Source organism: Kitasatospora sp. NPDC048715 (genome assembly GCF_043198905.1).
GTDB classification, from domain to species: Bacteria; Actinomycetota; Actinomycetes; order Streptomycetales; family Streptomycetaceae; genus Kitasatospora; species Kitasatospora lactacystinica.
Genome location: NZ_JBICVH010000006.1, coordinates 392,063 through 413,457 on the forward strand (window position 1 = coordinate 392,063; position 21,395 = coordinate 413,457).

General features: G+C 70.1%; 13 protein-coding genes. 8 read left to right on the top strand and 5 right to left on the bottom strand.

Annotated elements, in window-relative coordinates:
* Positions 1-215 precede the first annotated feature (215 nt).
* From ACGFSC_RS15010 to ACGFSC_RS15045, 8 genes are all read left to right on the top strand, one after another.
* The gene (locus tag ACGFSC_RS15010) at positions 216-3,308 is read left to right on the top strand and encodes an amino acid adenylation domain-containing protein (protein ID WP_359907338.1); all 3,093 of its coding nucleotides are present in this window, start codon (positions 216-218) and stop codon (positions 3,306-3,308) included.
* A gap of 287 nt (positions 3,309-3,595) precedes the next feature.
* The gene (locus ACGFSC_RS15015) at positions 3,596-3,976 is read left to right on the top strand and encodes an RICIN domain-containing protein (protein ID WP_359907335.1); all 381 of its coding nucleotides are present in this window, start codon (positions 3,596-3,598) and stop codon (positions 3,974-3,976) included.
* Between the two features lie 97 nt (positions 3,977-4,073).
* Positions 4,074-4,595: a ricin-type beta-trefoil lectin domain protein gene (locus tag ACGFSC_RS15020; protein ID WP_359907332.1), complete on the top strand. Its 522-nt coding sequence runs from the start codon at positions 4,074-4,076 to the stop codon at positions 4,593-4,595.
* Between the two features lie 20 nt (positions 4,596-4,615).
* Positions 4,616-7,858, top strand: a complete 3,243-nt coding sequence (locus ACGFSC_RS15025) for a DUF6603 domain-containing protein (protein WP_359907329.1) — start codon at positions 4,616-4,618, stop codon at positions 7,856-7,858.
* Positions 7,859-7,865: 7 nt separating this feature from the next.
* Positions 7,866-10,166, top strand: a complete 2,301-nt coding sequence (locus tag ACGFSC_RS15030; RefSeq protein ID WP_359907326.1) for a hypothetical protein — start codon at positions 7,866-7,868, stop codon at positions 10,164-10,166.
* Positions 10,167-10,180: 14 nt separating this feature from the next.
* Positions 10,181-13,777 (top strand): hypothetical protein, encoded by a 3,597-nt coding sequence (locus tag ACGFSC_RS15035; RefSeq protein ID WP_359907324.1) that lies wholly within the window; start codon positions 10,181-10,183, stop codon positions 13,775-13,777.
* A gap of 11 nt (positions 13,778-13,788) precedes the next feature.
* On the top strand, positions 13,789-15,147 hold the full coding sequence (locus ACGFSC_RS15040; protein ID WP_359907321.1) for a hypothetical protein: 1,359 nt from the start codon (positions 13,789-13,791) through the stop codon (positions 15,145-15,147).
* A gap of 173 nt (positions 15,148-15,320) precedes the next feature.
* Entirely contained in the window at positions 15,321-16,277 is a 957-nt protein-coding gene (locus tag ACGFSC_RS15045) for a hypothetical protein (RefSeq protein ID WP_359907318.1), read from the top strand.
* A 32-nt stretch (positions 16,278-16,309) separates the two neighbouring features.
* Here ACGFSC_RS15045 and ACGFSC_RS15050 read toward each other — a convergent pair whose 3' ends face one another.
* The 5 genes from ACGFSC_RS15050 to ACGFSC_RS15070 form a co-directional block, all read right to left on the bottom strand.
* Positions 16,310-17,134 (bottom strand): 2-phosphosulfolactate phosphatase, encoded by an 825-nt coding sequence (locus ACGFSC_RS15050; RefSeq protein WP_392863397.1) that lies wholly within the window; start codon positions 17,132-17,134, stop codon positions 16,310-16,312.
* 7 nt (positions 17,135-17,141) lie between these two features.
* A complete protein-coding gene (locus ACGFSC_RS15055) occupies positions 17,142-18,050 on the bottom strand; it encodes a putative PEP-binding protein (RefSeq protein ID WP_359907313.1) in 909 nt (302 codons plus the stop codon).
* 48 nt (positions 18,051-18,098) lie between these two features.
* Positions 18,099-18,701, bottom strand: coding sequence for a hypothetical protein (locus ACGFSC_RS15060; RefSeq protein ID WP_359907310.1), 603 nt, complete (start codon positions 18,699-18,701; stop codon positions 18,099-18,101).
* Positions 18,702-18,765: 64 nt separating this feature from the next.
* Positions 18,766-20,001 (bottom strand): hypothetical protein, encoded by a 1,236-nt coding sequence (locus ACGFSC_RS15065; protein ID WP_359907307.1) that lies wholly within the window; start codon positions 19,999-20,001, stop codon positions 18,766-18,768.
* Positions 20,002-20,036: 35 nt separating this feature from the next.
* The gene (locus ACGFSC_RS15070; RefSeq protein ID WP_359907304.1) at positions 20,037-21,383 is read right to left on the bottom strand and encodes a PLP-dependent transferase; all 1,347 of its coding nucleotides are present in this window, start codon (positions 21,381-21,383) and stop codon (positions 20,037-20,039) included.
* Between the last annotated feature and the right edge of the window lie 12 nt (positions 21,384-21,395).

Consider the following 21,395-nt stretch of genomic DNA (forward strand, 5'->3'; position numbering starts at 1 on the left):
CGAGGCGAAGTACTACGCCGACCGGGCGACGGCCAAACCAGTGGCCGTCGAACCACTCACACCGGCTCTGACCAGTTGATCGGCACCTCCCGCACGGCAGGGGAGGCCCAGGTGGGGTGTCGGCTGGCCGCTTCATCGCCGAGCTGGTACCCATAGGCGCACATCAAGCCTTGTGCGGAGGCTGGCCGCCATACCGTGAGCCGGGGAGGCACCCCTTGTACGTCAGTGTGCATCACCAGTTTGAGGATCGCGTCGTCGAGGCCCCGACGTCGGTCGCCGTGTCCGCCGGTGACGAGCAGCTGACCTACGAGGAGCTGAATTCCAGGGCGAATCAGCTGGCACGATACCTGATCGCTTCGGGAGTCAAATGCGGCGACCTCGTCGCCGTCTGCACCGATTTCGGCCTCGAACTGGTGATCGCACTGCTCGGTGTCCTCAAAGCTGGAGCGGCGTACGTGCCGCTCGATCCCTCGTATCCGAAAATCCGCTTGAAGATCCTCGCGCAGCAGGCCAGCAGTTCAATGCTGCTGACCCAGGCGCACCTGGACCTGCGTCATGGTGTCGCAGAACAGGTGCTGTGTCTGGACTCCGACTGGGGGCAGGTCGCCGCACACTCGAATACCGACCTCCCGCGCGAAACCACCGCGGACAACCTCGTCTACTGCATCTTCACCTCCGGATCGACAGGAAAGCCCAAGGGAGCGCTCAATCACCATCATGGATTCGCGAATCTCTGCGCGTGGTACTCAGGAGAGGCGACAGGCGGTGGCCGTGACAGCAGGACCCTGGTGGTCAGCTCGATCGCTTATGACCTGACCCAGAAGAACATCTTCGAGCCGCTGACGTCCGGCGGCGAGGTGATCTTCGCTGGGCGGCGCCCGGGCGACGTCGACGGGGTCCGGGCCGCCGTGGATCGCCGTCGCCCGACGAGGACCAACTGCGCGCCCTCGGCATTCCGCGTGTTGGAAGACGTGTTGTTGTGCGACTCCATGCGGGTGGTTGTGCTCGGCGGAGAGTCGCTTCCTCCCCGTCTCGCGGAAGCGATCGTCGACCGCGGCGTGCGGTTGGTGAACTCCTACGGGCCGGCGGAATGCTCCGACGTGGTGCTCTATCACGTCGGCTTCACCAAGGGCGACGACGTCGTTCCGCTCGGAGAGCCGATCCCCGGCGCCGAGATCCATCTTCTCGACGAACGCATGGATCGTGTGGACGGCGCCGGCACGGGCGAGCTCTGGATCGGCGGGGTCGGGGTCGGACGGGGATACGTGGTCCAAACCGCCACGACGGCCGGCAGGTTCGTCGAGAACCCGTTCGGCGAAACGCCCGGGCGGCTGTACCGGACCGGAGATCTGGTAAGGCGAACCGACGACGGGACGCTGCTGTACGTCGGGCGCACGGACCATCAGGTGAAGATCAACGGTCACCGAATCGAACCCGAGGAGATCGAAGCCACGCTGCTCGGTCACCGTTCCGTTGACAACGCTGTCGTACTGTCCTGGCAGAACCGCATCGGCAGCAAGGGGTTGGTGGCATTCGTCGTTCTCGCACGAGGTGTGACAGGTGTCTCCGGCGAGTCCCTCCGCGAGTACCTCTCCCGGCACCTCCCGCCGTTCATGGTTCCGGCAGTGTGGAGATTCACCGACAGCCTGCCCCTGAACTCCAGCGGCAAGGTCGACAGATCGGCACTGCGCTCGGCTCTGGACGATGGGTTGCGCGCGCCGTCGTCGCAGGCGGAGGCAGCGACGCCGACAGAACGTGTGCTACTGGACATCTGGCGCGAGACGCTCGGACACCAGGGCGCCGGGGTGGAGGATGACTTCTTCGCGCTGGGCGGGGACTCGCTCACGGCGATGAGGATGATGATGGCCATCAAGGAGCGGCTCTCGCGCGAGACATCGATGGAGGCCATCTACGCGGGCAGGACGGTCCGCGGGGTCGCCGCCGTCCTGGGAGGAACCGTGGCGGTCGAAACCCCGTCAGTGGTCGAGACCCCGTCGCGGCATGCGCTAATGGCCGCGCAGAGCTACGAATTCGTCCCCAGCCTCTCGCAGGAACACGACCTGCGGAAGCCAGCCGGTGAATTCACCTTCCTCAAGAACTTCTGTTTCGGATTTCGAGTCGGCAACGGGTTCGACATCGGCCTCTTCTCACATGCACTCGCCGCGACCATCGACCGGCAGGAGGCGTTGCGGGCCAGCTTCGTCACCGATACCGACGGCAAGTTGTTCGGGAGAGTCGCCGCTGCGCACACGGAGAGTTCAGGGAGCGTGGAGGCCCTGGAAATTCAGTGTGAGTCCCGCTCCACCGGCACGATGGAGGCGCTGCGCCGAACACTCTTCCGTACCTCTGCGGCGCCCTTGTTGCGGTGTTCGGTGTTCCGGCGATCGGACGATTCCCTCGTCTGTGCGTTCAACCTGCACCATTCCATCGCGGACGCGTGGTCGATGAGCGTGCTGACCCGGGACATCGGTGAAGCCTACGCTCGGCTGCAGTCGGGGATGCCGGCCCACGACGGGCGAGCGCGCCGCTTCAGCGACATCGCTCTGGCGGAGCGCAGAGCTGTCGCGGCAGGGGCGTTCGATGCCGAGGAACTCTTCTGGCGGCAGACCCTCTCGGGCCTTCCGGAGCACATCGACATCCCCCTCGCCAGCCCGACTCGACCTGCTGTGTTCAGCCACCGGGGCGACGCGTTCCAGTACGACTTCAGCAAGGGGGAGACGAGAGCAATCAGGGGACTCTGTGCAAGCGCTGGGGTCACGCCGTACGTCGTCCTTCTGACCTCGCTCTTTCTCGTACTGCACCGGTTCACCGGCCAGGAGGACCTGTACATCAGGTCACCCGTCTCGAACCGCCGGGACGGCGCGCTCTCGGACATCATCGGACCGTTCGGGGGAATGCTGGTCATCCGCGCGTTGGTACGCAACGACACGGGGGCATCCGCGCTACTGCGAAGGGTCGCGGAGAGCGTCGTCACGGCGCAAACACACTCCTTGCTTCCGCCTCCGGTTGCCGCCCGGTGCATCCCGGGTAATGACAACCCCGCGTTCGGCTCGCGATTCCAGGTCACCTACAACCATCACAATTACCCGCCGCACCCGACGAGTTGGGGCGAGACCAGGCTGGCCAAGCTGCCGGAGGACTTCGGTCACATCAAGGCCGACTTGGTCCTGCACAGTTGGTTCGACGACGGCAGGTTGTCGATGGCGCTTGCCTTCTACGCGGCGATCCTGACCGTGGAGAGCGCCCAGAAGCTGGTGGACGAACTGAGGGCGGTCATCGCGGAGTTGGTCGGAGCGGGACCGGTGTAGTCGCGACGGTGCCTGAGAGGGCTTTTCTGTGGTCACTGGGGGAGACGCCCCCGGGACCGGGGGTCTCATGCTCGACCGGAAGGTGGTCGATCCCCACGACGTGAGGCCCGTGGCCACAGCCGGATCCAAAGGACCGAGGAGCGGAGGTGCGTGTGCTGTCGAGCAAGTGGTGTCGGGGGGTCGCCGTCGGGGTCTTCGCCTGGGTGGCGGCGTCCGGTCGCCCGGGGCCGTCGGCCCAGGCCCAGGCGGCGCCGAACTCCCTGGTGACGCTGCACCAGGTGTCGCACATGACGATACTTCTCACCTCGATGGGGCAGGACCAACAAACCCACCTCAAGGAGGAGGTGAAGGACCACACGGACCAGCGGTGGCTCCTACACCCGGACGGGACCGGCGGCTACACGATCAGGGACCCGGGCGGCAGCTCGTGCCTGTCCTCGGCGTCCCTGGAGAACTACAGCTGGATCGTGCCCGCCGCCTGTGATTCCGCCCAGTCACCTCACCGAACGTGGAGACTCGTGCACAAGGACGCCGGCTTCCAGGTCGCCGATGCGGCGAACACCTTGGCCTGCTTCCACGGTTTCACCGAGGACGCCGGAGAAGTCATGGTGTGGAGCTGCAGCAATTACACGGACCAAGTCTGGTTGCCGGTCTTCGAGCCCCGGTGAGGCTCCTCCGGCTGCGCTCGATCGTCGTTGCCCCGGCGAGGTGAAGCTCCGCGCGCCGGGCAGGGGACGGTGCTGACCGCCTCCTAAGCTCGGTCCGGTGACAGCTGGAGTCCATCGGCAACTCGCGATCTTCCTGGCTGCTGCCCTACCCCTCGCGGCGGTCGGCTGCCAGGCACCGGCATCCGCCGATGCGCCCGACACCGCGGACTGGGTCACCGTCCGACTCGCCTCGGACCTCACCAAACTCCTCACCGACCCCGGCGGCCCCCTGGTCATTCGCGACTTCGATCCTCAGCTCACCGGCCAACGCTGGCTCATCGACCGCCGGGCAGGCACAGGCCCGTACATCATCGGCGACGGTGGCATCCGCTGTGTCTCCGCCCCGAACGGCAGCCAGGGCACCCAGATCGTGAACACCGACTGCGCCGGGTCGGACGTCACCCACTGGCGGTTCGTGCCCCAGGCGGGCGGTTTCCGGATCAGGAGCGACGAGACCCCGTACTGCCTCGGCGCCCCCGACTCCGCCAAGCCGGTCGTGCTCTGGCCGTGCGGTGACAGCGGCACGAACGACGTCTGGCTTCCGGTGATCGAGCCCGCGTCACTCTCACCCTCCGCGTAGAGACCTGACAGGAGCCGCCCATGGCCTCGATGACGCTGAAGGACCTGCGCACCCGGCTGGCCGACGCCCAAGGCAGGACCTTCACCCTGACCGGCACGGAACTCGGCGTGGGCGCGTCCGACACGGTCTTCGGCACTTATCTCACCGGCGGCACGCTCACCATCACCGCTGCGGCCACGGACCCGGACGGGCTGACGGCGGCCGGCAGTGTCACGCTGCCGGGCAAGGGCGGCACGACGGCCGTGAAGGCCGCGTTCACCGCCGCCTCCGACGACGTCGGCGGTTACACCCTCACGTTCCCGCTCGCCTCCGGCTGGACTGTCACCACCAGTGACGGAAAGGTCCACGACTACAGCACTCTGCAGAAATCCGGCACCCTGACCTCGCCCGCGCTCGTCCTGCGGGGCCAGGAGTCGACTGGCAGCGGCGTCCTCACCTGCACCTCCGGGGACACCCCCTACGCGTTCGCCCTCGACGGCTCCGGCACCGTCACCACACCCGGCGGTCTCACCCTCGGCAAGGCCGCCAAGGCGTTCGGGTTCGGTATGGACGAACAGCTCGACATCGAGCTCACCGACCTGTGGATCGGCAACGACCCGAGCAGGAAGGCGACGGTGATCACGGGCAGCCTCCGGCTCTCCGAGGGCCACCAGGTCGCCTGGGTGGCGGTCCTGCAATGGCTCGACCCCCTCCTCTGGGGGATCACCGTGGTGACCGCCGACCTGGGCTGGGACGTCCCCTCGCTCTCACCCCTCGCCCACATCATCCCGTCGACGTCCAGCCTCGTGGTCTCCAGCGCCGGGCTGACCTTCGTCCGCAGAAAGCTCGAATCGGAGAAGCTCACCGAGTTTCAGCAGATCCTGCGCGAGACCGTCGGTACCACCGCCCGCCCGGTGCCGACGCTCCCCGACCCGCCGCTGGAGGCCGGCGCGATCGCGACACTGGGTTACAAGATCGGCGGCATCCCGCGGGACGGCGTGAAGGTCCGGCTCGGCGCTCTGTCCAAGGACACCGAGTCGGACGACACCCCTCCTGATGCCAAGGCCGAGCAACACCCACGACCCGCCTCGGAGGGGCCCTTGCGTCTGGACACCGTGAGCCTGGGATACGAGGGCGGCACCATGGCGATCACCATGGACCTCACCTTCGCCCTGGGGCCGATCGTTTTCCAGGTCTACGGGCTCGGGCTGGCCTACTGTCTCAAGGGCTCCGAACACGGCCGGCAGAAGCCGACGATCAGCGGCCTGGGAGTGGAGGTGAGGACCGGCCCGGCCGAGCTGCTGGCGGCGCTGCGCTATCGGTCCGACGACCACTACGATCCGCTCGTCGAGGGGGCCGGACTCCTGACCCTGCCCTCCTTGGTGGCCACCGTCGTCGGAGCGTACGCCCGTCCCACGGGCGATCCGTTCGCCTCCTTCTTCCTGTTCGGCAGCCTCTCCGTCGGCGAGAAGAACGCCCAGGGCCTGGGCCCACCGTGGTTCCGGGTCAAGGGCATCTGCCTGGGCGGCGGCTACAACAGCCAGGTCCGGCTGCCCGGTGTCGCGGAGATCGACAAGTTCCCGCTGCTGCGTGGCGTGGACGACCCGGCGCTGTTCGGCGGGAACGATCCGCGTCCGATGGACGTCCTGAACGTCCTCACCGGCGGGTCGCACCCCTGGGTGAAGCCCGACAGCGGCGAGTACTGGATCGCGGGCGGACTACGGGCGAGCATCGTCGAGTTCGTCGACCTGCGCGCCATCCTGCTCGTCGAGTTCGGCAACGACCTGGTCGTCTCGCTGGACGCCCTCGGCGTGTGCGACCTGCCCAGGGAACCGCCGCAGAAGGCCGCCGCGGCCACGGGCGATTCGAAGGGCACCACCCCCACGATGGCGCACATCGAGCTCGCAGCCTCTGCGTCGTACGTGCACTCGCAAGGGCTGCTGCAGCTCTCTGCCGAGCTCGGCAACAAATCCTGGGTCGTCTCCAAATACGCCAAGCTCACCGGCGGCCTCGCCGTATGCTCCTGGATCGACCCCAGCCCGCACCATGGGGACTTCGTCCTCAGCTTCGGCGGCTACCACCCGGCCTACGACAAGCCCGACTGGTACCCGGCCGTGCCCCGCCTGGGACTGAACTGGACGATCGACGACAAGACGCACGCCCGGGGCGAGGTGTACGCGACCGTCACGCCCAACGGGCTGATGTTCGGCGGATCCCTCGCCCTGGTGTACGAAACCGGTGCCTTCAAGGCGTGGCTGACCGCGCACCTCGACGGCCTCTTCGAATGGAATCCCCTCTACGCCGAGATCGCGGTCGGGGTCTCCGTCGGTGTACAGGCCACCGTGTCCGTCGCCTTCGTGCACGTCACCGTCAGTGTGGAGATCGGCGTCGACCTCGACTGGTGGTCGCCGCCGGCCGGCGGCCACGCCGACGTCCACCTGTGGTTCCTGTCCTGGGCCTTCGACTTCGGCGACCCCAGTCCCGACCACAAGGCGGTGTCCTGGAGCGCGTTCCAGAGCCAGCTGCCGCCCCAGGATTCCTCCAGGCGGACCTGGACCGAGATGAAGGAGATGACGACCAGCCCCGACGAGGACGAGGAGGCCGTCGGCACCCCCGAGGATCCGGCGGCCCCGCCGGTCTGGGTCGCCACCAACCGCGGTTTCGTCTTCGGCACCTCCGCCGCCGTGCCGGCGACCCGGCTGTACCTGGGAACCCGGCAGATCACGGACGGGAGCGGAACGGACGGCGGCGCGCTCTTCGTCCGCCCGCTCCGGACGGAGACCGACTCGGTGCACACCGTCACGGTCACCGACGCAGACGGCAAGACGGTCGACACCTCCGCGTGGCCCGCCACCGCGGTGCCGGGCACCGGGCCCGTCTCACTGTGGGGCCGCGACGAGCTGACGCTCGACGGCCCGGGGCTGGTCCACCACTACGACGGCCTGCGCATCCCGCTCCCTGACCCGATTCCGGCCCCCGACCCCTTCGTGGCACCCGCCAGGCGCTTCGCCACCGACCCCATGACCGGCCCGATGCCCTACGACGGCACCGACGTCCCCGACGGTCCCGCGCCCCACCAGGCGGCCGGCACACCGGGGACGATCGCCGACCAGATCGCCGACAGCACCCACGCCGGACGGCGGTCCGCGCTCTACACCCGACTCGGCGCGCTCGGATACGCACCCGGCGCCGGCCAGGGCAGCGACGATCCCCTCGTCCGCTACCCGGCGTTCGCGGGGCACGATCTGACAGCCGCGCCACTGCTCCTCCCGGAAGGCACGTGACCACGCGATGACCTCGCTCCCCAGCACCGACTACGCCTTCCGGGACAACACGGTCCCCCAGGTCGAGGCTGGCCTGTACCGGGTCACCGTCACCCACGACCTCCCCGGAATCGACGACCCCGCCGCGAAGGCCTACTTCGCGGATCCCGTCGTCCGTATCCTGGACGTCCGCACCCCGCGGTTCCGCCTCCCGCCCGACGCCGTGCACTCCGTCCACCCCGCGCACGGCTGCGTCGGCACCTTCGACGACGTCCTGCCGCACATCACCCTCGACCACCCCGAACTGCCCTGGCAGACCCCGGTCGGCGTCAAAGCCCCCCGGGAGACGCCGTTCCTCGCCCTGCTGCTGTTCGCCGCGGGAGAACTGCCCGGTGACCCGGAGGCCACCGGACGCACCGACACCCGCAAGGTCAAGGACCTCCTCGCCACGCCCCCGAGCGAAGCCGTCGCCCCCGCGATCGACCCCGCGAGTGTCGAGGCGGACGTCCTGGGCGGCAACTGCGCCACCGTCGACGTCCCCACAGCGTTGTTCGCCCGGGTCGCACCCCGCCTCGACGAACTGCACCTGCTGGCCCACCTGCGCCTGGGCGGCGACGAGCCCGAGTCCCTTCCGGCCCTCTCCGCCCTGGCCCGCTCCCGATCCGTCCACGGCGCCGTCCGCACCGCACCCCGCCACGCCGAACCCGTGGACACGGACGACCCACAGCAGCCCGGCCTGCACAGCGTCGTCCTCACCAACCGCTTCCCCGATCCCGCCGGCGGACAGTACGCCGCCCACCTCATCTCCCTCGAAGGGCACGCGGACCGGCTGCCCACCTCCGACGACGACGCCGGTGCGAAAACTCCCCCGCTACGCCTCGTAGCCCTGCATTCCTGGACGTTCCGCTCGCTCGCCGACATCGGCGCGCACTTCGGCGCCGTCATGGAGCAGCTCGCCGCCGCCGGCTCCCCACACCCCGACGCCCTCACGCTGCGCCTGGACCCCAAGAGCGCGGACGGCGACCTCAAAGACCGCCTCACTCGTGGCTTCGTCCCGGTGTCCCACATCCTGCCGACCGGCGAGCACACCTACGCCTGGTACCGGGGACCGCTCACCGCGACCCCCGCCGCCATCGCCCCCACGCCCACGGCGCCCTACAGCGCCGACGCCTGGATGGTCTACGACCAGTTCGGCGGCGTGTACGACCTCGGCTACGCCGCCGCCTGGACGATCGGCCGCTCCCTCGCCATGGCCGACAGAGCCTTCACCACTTCGCTCATGAACTGGCGCGGCGCCGTCCGGCAGGCCCTCGGCCGGGCGCTGACCGCCCGTCCCGGCCGCCGCCACGGCAGCCTCAGCGGCACCGGCGCGGTGCTGGACGGGCAGGCCCCCGCCGCACTGCTCGCCCCGCGCGCCGCCCGAGACGTCTTCGACACGGCGGTCCGCCGCGGTCTGGCCGACCTCGTTCAGCAGGCACGGCCTCCGCACGACCGCGGCAGCGGCGCGGACGCGCCGACCAGTCCTGTGCAGGGCCAGCGGGATCGGCTGAAGGCCTTCCTCGACGACGCCGAGTTCTGCCGTGCTCTGGGGATGGTCGCCAGGACCCCGGCCACTGCAGTCCTGGACTGGCTCGACCGGCTCGCCCTGCTTTACCCCGTTCCCTTCGACCATCTTGTGCCTGACAGCCGGGCCCTGCCCAACGAGACTCTGCGGCTGTTCCACGTCGATCCCGCGTGGCAACGCGCCCTCGTGTACGGCGCCCTCAGCGTCGGCGCCGGCACCTCACTGGACCTCGCCGCCAACGACCGGCTCGCCAAAGCGGCGATCGACAAATTCCCCCGGGCCATGACCGGATTCCTCGTCCGTTCCGCCCTGGTGCCCACCTGGCCCGCGCTGCGTCTGCGGGTCCGCGGTACGGGACCGGACGGCAGCGCGGGAGTCCTCACGCCGGTGCGCGCCGATGTCCTCGCGCCCGATGTGGTGCTGGTCGTCGTTGACGGGCTCCTCGATGAGATCGACGTCGCGGAGCCGCCCCAGGCCATGCACCTCGGATACCAGCCGGACGACGGCACACACGGCGACCACGTGCGGCTGCGCGACCTCGTCACCGATGTCGGCGCGCCGCTGGACTTTTACCAGCCCATGAGCGACGCGTACCGCCAATCCGGCGCGGGCCTGCCCCGCGTGTTGAAGGTGGCGGGTTTCAGCGCGGACCTGCGAAAACTGCTCGGTGCGCACGCGCACGACGGCGAGCTCGGCCCAGCCGGATTCGCCGTTCAGATGATCGCCTCCCCCCTCCGGATGACCTTCAAGCACTCCTCGTCGTGAAGGGACGCCACTCGGTGAACACCCCCTCGCCCGTCCCCCTCGTCGTCCCGATCGAGATCGACGCGCTCCTGGTCAACCCACCCATGCTGACGAGCCGCCCCTTCGACCGGTGGCAATCGGACTACCGGCTACTGCTCCAGGGACAGTCACCCGACGATTCGCTGAACACCGTCCCACTCGACCAGGGCGTGTACCTCCAGTGGCAGCTGCCGGGCGCGTTGCGCAACTGCCGTCTCGATCAGCCGTCCGCGCACGCGGAATTCCCGCGCATCCCCAACCGCTGGCTGGTCGTGCGGGGTTGGGGTCCGGTCGATGGGCGCAAGGCACGCGGCTGGATCGTGGAGAGCGACTGGTGCGGAGACGACTCGCACAGCGGCACCACCCCGTTCCTGAACCCCGACTGGGCACCGGGCGTCGGGACGACCACCGACGGTTCGTCTCCTGCGTTGACGCGCTTCATCGGCCGCACCGTCCCGCTGAAGGAGTGGGACGGCGGCCCCAGCCCCGCGCCGTCGTTCGTCACCGCCGCAGGCTCCGGCCAACTCGCCTTCACCGCCTTCCAGCCGCACAACCAGGACGTGCTGTCCATGCGCGATCCCCTGGACGACGTGGAGGACACCGCAGACCTGTGCTACCTGGTCACCGGATGGCACGCCGATTCCCGCGACGACCCGCTCACCCACGCGACGAACCTGTCCGAGCTCTACTGGACGGTCGTCGGCGACCAACCCACCTCGCCCCCGACGGCGGCGCTGTACACCGGGCAGGTCCTCGGTCTCACCTGGGACCGGAAGGGTGACCGCTGGACGGACACCGACCGCGTGCCGCCCTCGCCCCGGCCGGCCGGCGTCGATGTCGACGTTGCCGTGGGCCACAGCTCCGCCGACGCCCTCACCGCGCTGCTCGCCGCCACCCAGACACCCCAGCCGGAGATCGCCGCACTCGAAGCCCTGCAGTACGGCCTCCTGGACAGCCTGGACAACGACGCCCCCGCAGTCGTGGACGACGCCATCCACCACTCCTGGTTCGCCACCACACCCGGCGGCTGGACCTGGGAGATCCACGACCGCGACCGCAGCGACAACACCCTGCCGGTGCCGAGCACGCTCACGGCCCAGGAGGAATCACTCCTCGACACCCTCAATCAGGCCCAGGCCGCGCACGACCAGTGCTGCCGTACCCTCACCACACTCCGCCAACAGCTCTACGACATCTGGCTGCTCACCTTCAACACCGAACTGCCGGACCAGTACGACGACCCCTTCAGCGCCGCGCTGGACCCCACCGCGCCGCAGAGCATCGCCGCCCGCGTCCACGCCGCCGATGCGGACATCACCCGTCGGCGCACCGCCACCCGGGACCGCGACCACGTGCCCTGGGGCGACACCCCCGACGCGGTCGCCGTTGCCGCGGGCGCCTATCTGGCCGGGCACGGCGGGGACATCCGGACCCGTGTCCTCAAACGCGTGCCGCTGCCCGGCTTCCACCGGGCGGTCGATCCGGTCGTCATGCTCCGCGGCATCTCGCCCGCGCCCCTGCCCAACCTGCGTACCACGGTGAACTGCCGGCTCACCATGTCCCTCGTCACCGCCGTCGTGGGCGCCGTTCCCGGGCCCGAGGCCTCCCTTCCCGACACGCTGGAGCAGCACCCGTACGCCGAGACGGTGCATCGGCTGCTGACGGAGTTCTGGGTCCTCGACCGTGCCCAGAACGCCGGTGTGCTCGCCGCCGCCCTCGCCGACCCAACCAAGGTCACAGGCGTCGCACCGCAGTACGGCACCGATACCTGGACCCAGCCGTGGAAACCCCTCTTCCTCACCTACCGGGCGTTCCACTACTCCCTTCCCTACCAGGACTCCACGGGCACCCACTGGACCTTCGACGGGTACACCTACACCTGGAACGGAGCTCCGGTCCCTGCTCCCGAGGACTACCGGGAGGAGAAGGCACGGGTCCTGCTCACCCCCCACGCCGTGTTCAACCTCGCCGCACAGGTCCGGCGCTACCAGGAGAACAATCCCGGCGTCCTCACTCCCGAACTCCTCGACCTGGAGGCGAAGGTCACCGGCTGGGACCTGCTCAGCCAGGCCCTGAGCGGGCTGACCCAGCGCATGGGCCTGCGCGATCCAGCCACCCAGATGCATCCGTACGACCCGAACGCCTCCGCCCACCCCGCCGACCCACGGTCGCTGCCCGCACTCATCGCGGGACAGCACCACACCGCGCCGACGCCCGGCCCAGCGCCCGACAGCGGCACCTGGCCTCCGTCGCGGCTCCTCCAGACCCGCAGCGGCCAGTTCTACTTCTCGGAACTGCACGTCGTGGACCAGTTCGGCCAGGTCTGTGACGTCATCAACCCCGACAAGGGCGACGCTCAGACGAAATCCGATACCGGCTTGCGCAGCGCCGAGAAGCGACTGCACCTGTCCGCCGCCGTCTCCTTGGACGACACGCGGACGGTCGTCCCGCCCGCCTACCGCATGGCCTCACTGCGCCCCCGCCTCCTCCAGGCAGCCCGCCTGTGCGCGGACTGGATCTCGACGCAGTCCGACGACACAGTGGTCAGCCCGTACTCCTCGGCCACGCAGGTCTGCGGCTGGCTGCTTCCGAACCATCTGGACCGGGCCCTGACCGCCTACGATCCGGACGGCGGCCCGCTCGGTGAACTCCGAATCGCCTACGACGACAGCCTGTTCTGGAAGGCCACCCCCCACAGCACCTTCCCGACCCTGGACTCCCTGGCGGACCGGTTCACTCACCTGCACGGCCTCCTCGCCGCGCTCGCCGCCCGCGCCGACGCCGGACCGGCCTTCACGGCCCTGCTGTCCGCCGTCGACGAGACCCTCCACACGGTCAACCCCCTCGGCGGCTGGGACGACCGCACCATGTCCGTTCTTGTCGGCCGACCACTCGCCCTCGTGCGGGGGCGCCTGCGCTTCGAACTGGACGGACCGCCGCTCTACGACTCCAGCTGGGAGGCGTGGCAGTACGTCGTCGGCCTCAAGCAGGCCCCGCCGCCGCCACCGGACTTCCTCGGCCACCGCTGGAACGTGCGGCTGGGCAGGGCCGACAACCTCCGGGACGGTCTGATCGGCTACTTCGAGGACACGGACTACGGCCTGCTGCGCGCCGTCACCGTTCCCCAGCAGCCCACCACCACGTACCTGAGCGGGATCGGCACGGGCTTCACCCTCGACATCGCGGGGGCCACACCGATCAAGTACGTGACCATGCTCATCGATCCGCGCGCCGCCGTCCACGCCGCCACCGATATCCTGCCCACCGTCCCCTGGCAGCTGCCCGCCGCGCGCGTCACCCCCGCCCTCGCGCGGATGGAGGTCTCCTACCGCATCGGCCCGCTGCTCGCGTGCATCGAGCCGACCGACGGCGGCGACCGGCTCATCGCCCCCCGCCCGTCCACCCGGCACGGCACGTGGACCTTCGCCCAGCCCCGGCGCGACGGTACGGCAGGCTGGACCGAACTGCCCGTCGGGCCGGCCGACTCCGTCGCGCGGGTCCCCCCGACGCCCCCCACGGCCCGCAACGGTCGCATGGTGCTGCGTGGCGCCGTTTCCGAACACCCCGAAGACCGGTTCCGCCGGAACCGCTGAGGAGGTCCGTCGTGTTCATCAGCCGCGCCGCCGACTCGGACAGCATCCTGGACTACGCGCTGTTCACCCACCCCGTCCCGCTCCAGGTCAACTTCGCGGGGCAAGGGGCCGCCCCCACCGGCAACGGCCGGATCGTGGTCACTGTGTCCAACAGCACGGGAAACACGGTGGAAATCGCCTCACTGTCCTTCACCGTCGAAGTCGGCCCCGAGCCCAAGGACCTGACACTCCACCCGGATGGCATCCGGCCGACGGCCGCGCCGGGCGACTGGACCCTGTCCCTGAATGGCGGGACGTTCACCGCCCTGCCGAAGGATGCGACAGCCGCGTACGTCTCCTTCGGCACCGGGACCAGTTACGCGTTCACCTTCGACACCATCGACGTCAATACCGCGGTCGGCATCACGACCTTCACGGTCACCGAATCGCAGTACGACAAGCCACCCGCCAGACACGTCCACTTCCTCGTCGGCAAGGCCCCCTACGGCTTCGAGTTCGGCAACTTCCGCCCACAGACCGTCGACCGGGCGGATGCGCAGGGCCACCACGCGGCGATCAATCCGGGAGACCCGGTAACCCTCCTGTGGGACGGATCGCAAGGAGCCACCTACGAGATCATCCACGACCGCGAGCCGCCGTACGCCGTCCCCGAGGGAGCCCGCTCCTGGCAGTCCGGACCGGTGTACCGGGACACCACCTTCCACCTGAGGGCCACCCTCACCACGCCTGGTGGGAGCGTCCAGGTCAACCACTGTCTCGCCACCACCGTCACCGTCCTGGGGCCCGTCACCCTCGGCACCGAACAGGATCCGGTCAACCTCCTCGTCACCGGAAACTCCATCACGTGGGGCGACTCCCGCACGGACGGCGGGCTCACGGTCTCGGGCAAGGCGTCTTTCGAACAGGACGTGGGCGTCGGCGGCCGCCTGACCGCCGGTGCCACCGGGCTCTTCGGCGCATGGGACGACGTCTGGACGCCTGCACCCGACGAGCTCACAGCGGCTGCCAAGGACGGCAAGCCGAGAACGAGGCCCATTGACGCGAAACCGACGGACGGCTTCGTCCTGGGCGCGCTCAGCATCCCCTCGATCTCGGGAAGAGGAATGTACACCGCGGTTCACGTCTGGTGTTCGGTCACCGGACGGCCGGATGTCGGGGCGCAGGTCATCCAGCAGATGGGAGTGGGCTTCATGACGATGCATGACAGCTTCCTCGCGCCGGTGCTGGCCGGCTCCGGCTTCACCCTGGGCTTCAGTGCCCTGCACGTGCCCCAGACGGAGGGAGTCACCTTCGAGCTCTCCTTCCACTGGATCCCGCTCGGCACCGGGCCGACGGCAGCGGACCAGGACCGCCCTGCCCCCACACCCTGACCGACTGCCATCCAGCCCGGGCCGCCGGGGTGACGGCACCTCGACACGGACGTCGTTCGCCGCCCGCACCATGCCGCACCCCCGCGCCTCCTGGCGCACCACCGCCAGCCCGACGGCGCGTCGGCATCGCCACAACACGATCCCGCGTCCGTGCTGCTGGTAGCTTCACGGACGTGCCCGCGCTCCCCCGCAACACGGCTTTCGTCGTCGTCATGCCCGACACGATGGCGCAGGACCTGTGGGACGCGCTGGCCACTCGCCTGGGTCCGCTGCACCTGCGGGTGCTCGCGGCGACATCGCTGATCCTACGGCCGCCGCTGCTGTCGGCGCTCTACGCACACGGCACCTTCAAGCAGCCACGGCCGGGAGGCGCAGCGAGCGGTTGGCTGTCCTACGCCGTCGCCGAACTGGACGCCTCCGTAGCAGCGGTCGTGCGCACGCCGTTCGACGTCGACCTCGTCGGCTTGCTGGACGCGTGGAAGGGCCCGAGCGCCTTCGGGCGGCGCCACCCCGGGGACCTGCGGTCGGTGGCACCGGCGGCGCACCGCTGCTACTCCCTGCTGCACACCCCGGACGACGCCGAGCAGGCCGCGAAGGACGTCGTCACGCTGCTCGGCGAGGAGACCCTGAACGAGGTGCTCTCCCCGGACGCGCCGCAGCGGTGCCGGTTCGACCGGCTCCGCCGACTGCGCATGCCGACGGGGCTGCGCTCTGCGACGCACCCCTACGACGTGGTGATCCGGTGCGTGGTGAGGGCGGCAGCCGTCCTGTCGTACGACCACGCCACGGTGCCGAGCCGGGAGTGGACGGGGTTCGTCGACTCCGCCGAGTGTGTCCGCGACGAGCTCAGCACGGTTTCGCCCGGATCGGTCGCGGTCGCCTGGTGGTCCGCCGCCGCGATGCTGGCGGCACGGCTCCCCCGGCCGCCTCTCCCCGCCATCGGGCCGCCCCGCGGCCGGGCCACCATGCTTCCCGAGCTTCACGGTGCTCTGCGGCGACTGCTCGCTCCGGAGCGGTACGACGCCGCCGCCAGCCTGGCCGTCGAGGCGGCCTTCCACGCCCACGACCTGTTCCTGGACCCGTGGGAGCGCCACACGTTGCGGATCGCCCTGTCGTTTCCGGTTGGCTGAGGCCCCTTGAGGAACGACGCACGGGTACCGGGTCAGCCGGGTGCGTGCTGACCGGTAAAGGTCCGACCCGACGGCTCGGCGTTGTCACGCACGGGTACCACGTCGCTGACGTCGAGCTCCAGGCTCAGCTCCACGTCCTCGGCAAAGCCGGCCGCCACCAGTTCGCGGGCCGAGACGCAGTCGCGCAACACGTCGGAGCTGGTCCAGGAAGCCGCCGACAGGGCTGCCTCGGCCGACAGCGACAACCCGGCCTCGCGGAGTCGGAGACAGAGCAGCCCGGCGCCCAGCCAGTCCTCGGCCGCCGGGCGCATTCCGCTCACTCCGGGTTCGACCGAGCTCCATTGTTCGCCGCTGGCGACGATGGTGATCCGCCGCGCTGTTCCGCTGGTCAGCACGGCGCGCGCGGTGCGGGCCGATGCCGCTGCATTGCGCAGCCCAGCGACGAGGAGTGCGGGCGCGGAGGCCGAGGCGGCGACGATCGAGGCGCCGTTGAGCGAGGTGAACAGCACGCGCTGGCCTGGCTCGGCACGTGTGAGGCTGCCCGGCGAGAGTGACAGGGCGCCCGGCGGCACCCGGCGCCGCTTGCTCAGCGCGCGGGCCCTGAGCCGCTCCGCTGCCGCTTCCCGGCCACCCATCTCGGCGATCTCGGCCCCGCTGTACACCAGGCAGGCGAACCCGCGGTCCACGGCGACGGCGAGTGTGGTCGAGAAGGACAGCACGTCCACCACCACGACCGCGTCGCCGCGTGCCGCGGCGAGCGCCGCCCCGGGGACTCCCCACTCCACGTGCACGTCGTGACTCGGCCAGGCGTCGAAGTCACTCGGTGCGAGGACGTCGGACGTCGGCACGCCCTCCACCGGGAAGTCAGCGTGCGGCATGGCCGGCGCTCGCGTCGAGCCGCGATCGCGAGAAGCGCTCCTGGTCCAGCGCGATCTGCCTGCGCGTGAACGCCTTGGTGCGGCTGACGAAGTCGAGGTCCGGCAAGTCGTCGGGGTCGAGTCCGTGCAGGGCGGGCAGCTCGCTGTAGTGCTCGCTGGCGTACGGCACCCCGGCATCCTCGGCCCGCTCCAGGACCGACTTGCCGAAGTTGCCGGCGACGCCCCAGTCCGAGGACGTCCCCACCTGTTCGCGGACCCGATTGACCACCGACCAGACGCTCGGGTGCAGCTTCATGTCCGTCCCGGTGAACTCACGGCTGGTCCCGGTGAGGAGGGACGAGAGGTCGTTCAGGCCGAGCAGCAGGTTGGAGGCGCCCATCGCGAGGACTTCCGGGATGTCCAGCAGGAGCGAGGGGATCTCGACCATGGATCCGAACCTGTTGGGCCATCCCGCGCTGTCGAGCATGTCCACCGCGAAGCCGAAATCGGAGGCGTCACGGACGAACGGCACCAGCAGGTGCAGATTCGGGTGGTCCTGGGCGATCTCGGCGACGACGCGCAGCTCGGTCTCGAAGGCGCCGGGCAACTCCAGCGCACGCCGGATTCCGCGTCGTCCCTTTATGAAGTCGGCTTCGTCGTACCGTTCGTCGACACCGATCAGGGTGTTGGCCTCCTGCGAGGTCATCTCACTCGTGCGGTACCAGACCGGCGCCTGCGGGCATGAGGCCATGACGGCCGCGAGGTAGCCGGCGAGCGCCCGCTGCGCGTGCGCAGTGGTGATGAAGTGGCCCTCGGCACGCAGCACGTACTCGCTGCGGATGAGGCCGATACCGTCGAAGCGGGCCGCCAGTGACGCCGGCGGGACCTCGCCGCTCAAACTGAGCAGGTGGCGCATTGGCGGCCGTTTGCGGTGATCTCCAGGCATGGTCATCCCTCGGTCGTCTCAGTGGTAGCAGTAGAGGTGGGCGGTGCCGGTCGCCGCCCACCCGAGCCGGGCGAAGAAGCCGCCCGAGGCGGCTCCCCGCTCGACGAGCGCTGCCGCCGGCGCGCCGGCGGCAGCGGCGTCCACGCACTGCCGTGCGGCGCCGCGGTGCCGGGACGGCGGTGCCGACATCACCGAGCACACCAGACGTCGGGGTCCACCGGCGACCTCGGCGGCCAGGCCCTGCACGCTGGCCGCAGCCACCAGCCCGCTCCTGCCGCGGACCCGCGCGTGCCTCCACTGGGGGTGGCACCGCGCGCTGCCGGCCAGCGGAGTGAGCCCGACGGCGCGGGACATCGCCACAAGCTCAGCCCACTCCCCGGGACTGGGCTCGCCGATCGACACGTCGTCGTCATGACCTCCGACGCACGGTCGCTCGCCCATCGTCCAGATCTCCAAGGTCATCGTGTGGACGTCGGCGACGACGGCTGCGGGGAACGGCGTACCCAGGCTCAGCACGCGCGCGCCGGTGTGCAGCACCGTTCGGATCCACCTTCGTCCCTCACCCGTCAGCAGTTCGGGCCAGCAGAGCAGGGAGCGGTGGTGGAACTGGACGCCGCGCATCCCGTCAAGCCACGCCGCTGACGGCGCCGCACGGCCGGTTCCGGACGAGCCCAGCACGTCGGTGCTACTCACCGAGCAGCTCGAAGATCTGGCGGCCGTCGAGCTCCTGGAACCGCTCATACTCAAAGAGCCCGAGCTTCTGGAGGGTTTGGCCGGCATGGGTTCGGGCCCGCTCGCCCGCTGCGGAGAGGTCGCCGAGTGGGTGGTGCGCGGCGAGCAGGCGCCGCGAATCGCGCAGGTGCATCGTTTCGTCGCGGCAGACGAAGCCGAAGGCCGCGGCGGTGCGGTCGTCGCCCCGTTCCTGCGCCTCGCGTACCAGCGCGCGCATCGGGCCGATGATGCCAAGCTCTCCGAAGAGCGTGATCTGCGTCCACGCGTCCCAGCCCGACATCGCGCCGCGCACCCGAATGCCGATCATGCTGCACTCGTAGTCGTACGGGTCGGCGCCGCGCTCGGCGAGCAGCGTGTGACCAATTGCCGCGTGCCGCGCCTCGTCCCACGCCAACCGGGCGAGATGGCGGAGCGCGTCGAGCGGCGCCTCCTCCACCAAGTCGAACAGGGCGAGCGCGAAGGTCTCCAACGCGTCGATCTCGTCACGGTTCACCCGCAGCAGCTCGACCAGATCGTCCTCGTACTTCGAGCCCGAGGACCGCCAGTCGGTGGCTTTGCGGTAGTCGCGGGTGTGCTCGAACGTACGGAACCGGGGGTCACGGACGCCCATCGTCGGTCTTGACGGACAGTCCGGCACGCCGGGTTCCCGCGGTGCCGCAGGCGCCTCACCGGCGCTGTCCGCGAGCCGAGCCTCTGCGGAGAAGAACCAGGCGAAGGCGTCGTCCATGTCCCACAGTGCGCGTCGGCGCACCCGCTCGGACGGCCCGTCCAGCAGGGAGTCGAATACCGCCGAGTCGAACGCGTCGAGCAGCGGTCGCAACCAGTCGTGCGGCATCGCCGCGAGCCGCGGGCCGGCGGGAGAGGACAGCGCGGCGGCAAGCCGCCGCCGGGTGCGGTCGCCGGGCGCCCGGTCGGCGGGTACCGCGAGACCGCCCAGCTCGACCAGGCGTTCCTCGATGGATGCGGCGACCTCTGTGAGTGTGTGCAGCGCTTCCCCGATGGCCAGCTTCCCCTCGAAGTCGGGCACGTCGAGGGTGCTCGCCGCCAGCAGCCGTACGGTCGCCCAGACGTTGCCTCGAAGGCGGGCGAGCGTGCCCCGGCTGCGCTCAGGATCCGCGCCGGGGGCGGACGTGAACGCGCGTGGCCACGGAAGTGCCGCTGTGGGGGCGGTGAGGGTCTGGCCGGTCACTGGTCCGCCTTCCTCCCGGGGGCCCCTGGACAGGGTCATGCCGATGCCTCCCCGATTGTTTGCTCGGCCGCGTACGCCAGGCGCAGTGCGAGCGCGTCGATCTCTTCCTGCGGTTCGATGCCGACGCTGATCCGGATGAAGCACTCCGCCGGCGTCGCGTTGAGTGTGTCCCGGCCGTAGGCGCGGCCGGTCGTCCGCGTCCACCCGAAGCCTGCCCGCACCCGGGGGATTTCGTCTCCGGCCGCCCATCGGGCCACGGTCATGCGGTGGAGGTCCTCGGGATCCGTGCCGGGCACCTCGGGCAGCCGGACGAACACCATGCAGCCGTCGGCTCCGCGGCGTACGGCCCTGGCAATCGCGTCGTCTCGGCCGACGGCTCCTGTGCAGGCGTCGGAAACCCGCAGTACGGGCATCGCGGCGCGCAGCGTCGCAACAAATCCGCGGCGGCGCGCGGAATGCACGGCGAGCCGCTCCCGGCAGGTCCGCACCTCGCCGGGGCGCAGCCAGTGCAGCGCCCGCCCCTGGAGCTGGTGACCGGTCCGGCGGGCGCACTCCCGGGCGGCGTCTGCCCACGCCGACCAGCCGTAGACGACGCCCACCCCCGCCGAACGGGTGAGGTACTTCATACCTGACTCGACGTAGAGGACGTCAGGGCCGGTGGCGAGCTCCTGTGGCAGAAGACCGTGGCCCAGGGCCGAGACGTCGACCACCGTTCGCACCCGGAACTCCAGCAACGGCTCGATCATCGGGACGTCGCAGCTCGGGCCGTTGAGCGACGGCTCGACCAGCGCCAGGGCAGGGCGGCGCTCGCGAACCGCGTCGGTCACCGCTGCACGGTCCCGCATGTCGACGGGGACGGCCCGCACCCCCCAGGGTGCGTACAGCCCGTCGAGGAGGTCCCTGGACTCGAAGTACATCCCCTCGTGCACGAGGATCTCCGCCCCCGGGGCCAGTCCCGAGCAGCGAAGGGCCACGTCCAGCGCCGACATTCCCGCGTTGACGAGGACGGCCTGATCCGCGCCGAACGCGTCTGCGAGCATCCGTTCCACCTGCCGCCGGCGGCCGTTCTCGTAGCTGTCCCAATAGGCGTGCGGGCTCGCGCCTGCGGCCTGGGCGTGAGCGTCACGCCAGAATTCCTCCATCGACCGGTAGGCCCGGGCAGGCTCGAAGACCGCCCCGAGCCTCGCAGCCAGCTCGGACGACGCGGCCTCGTACAGGGCGAAGGCGTCACCGAACCCGGCGGCGCTGTGTACCGCCTGCCGCAGCCGGGCCGGCGGCCGGATCCCGAGACCGTCGTACTCGGCGGCCAGTTCGGCGGCGAGGACGTCGAGATACCGCCGGCCGTCCGGGGCGGCGCGTGCCGCGTCGGACGGTGGACTCACGCGATGGCCGGG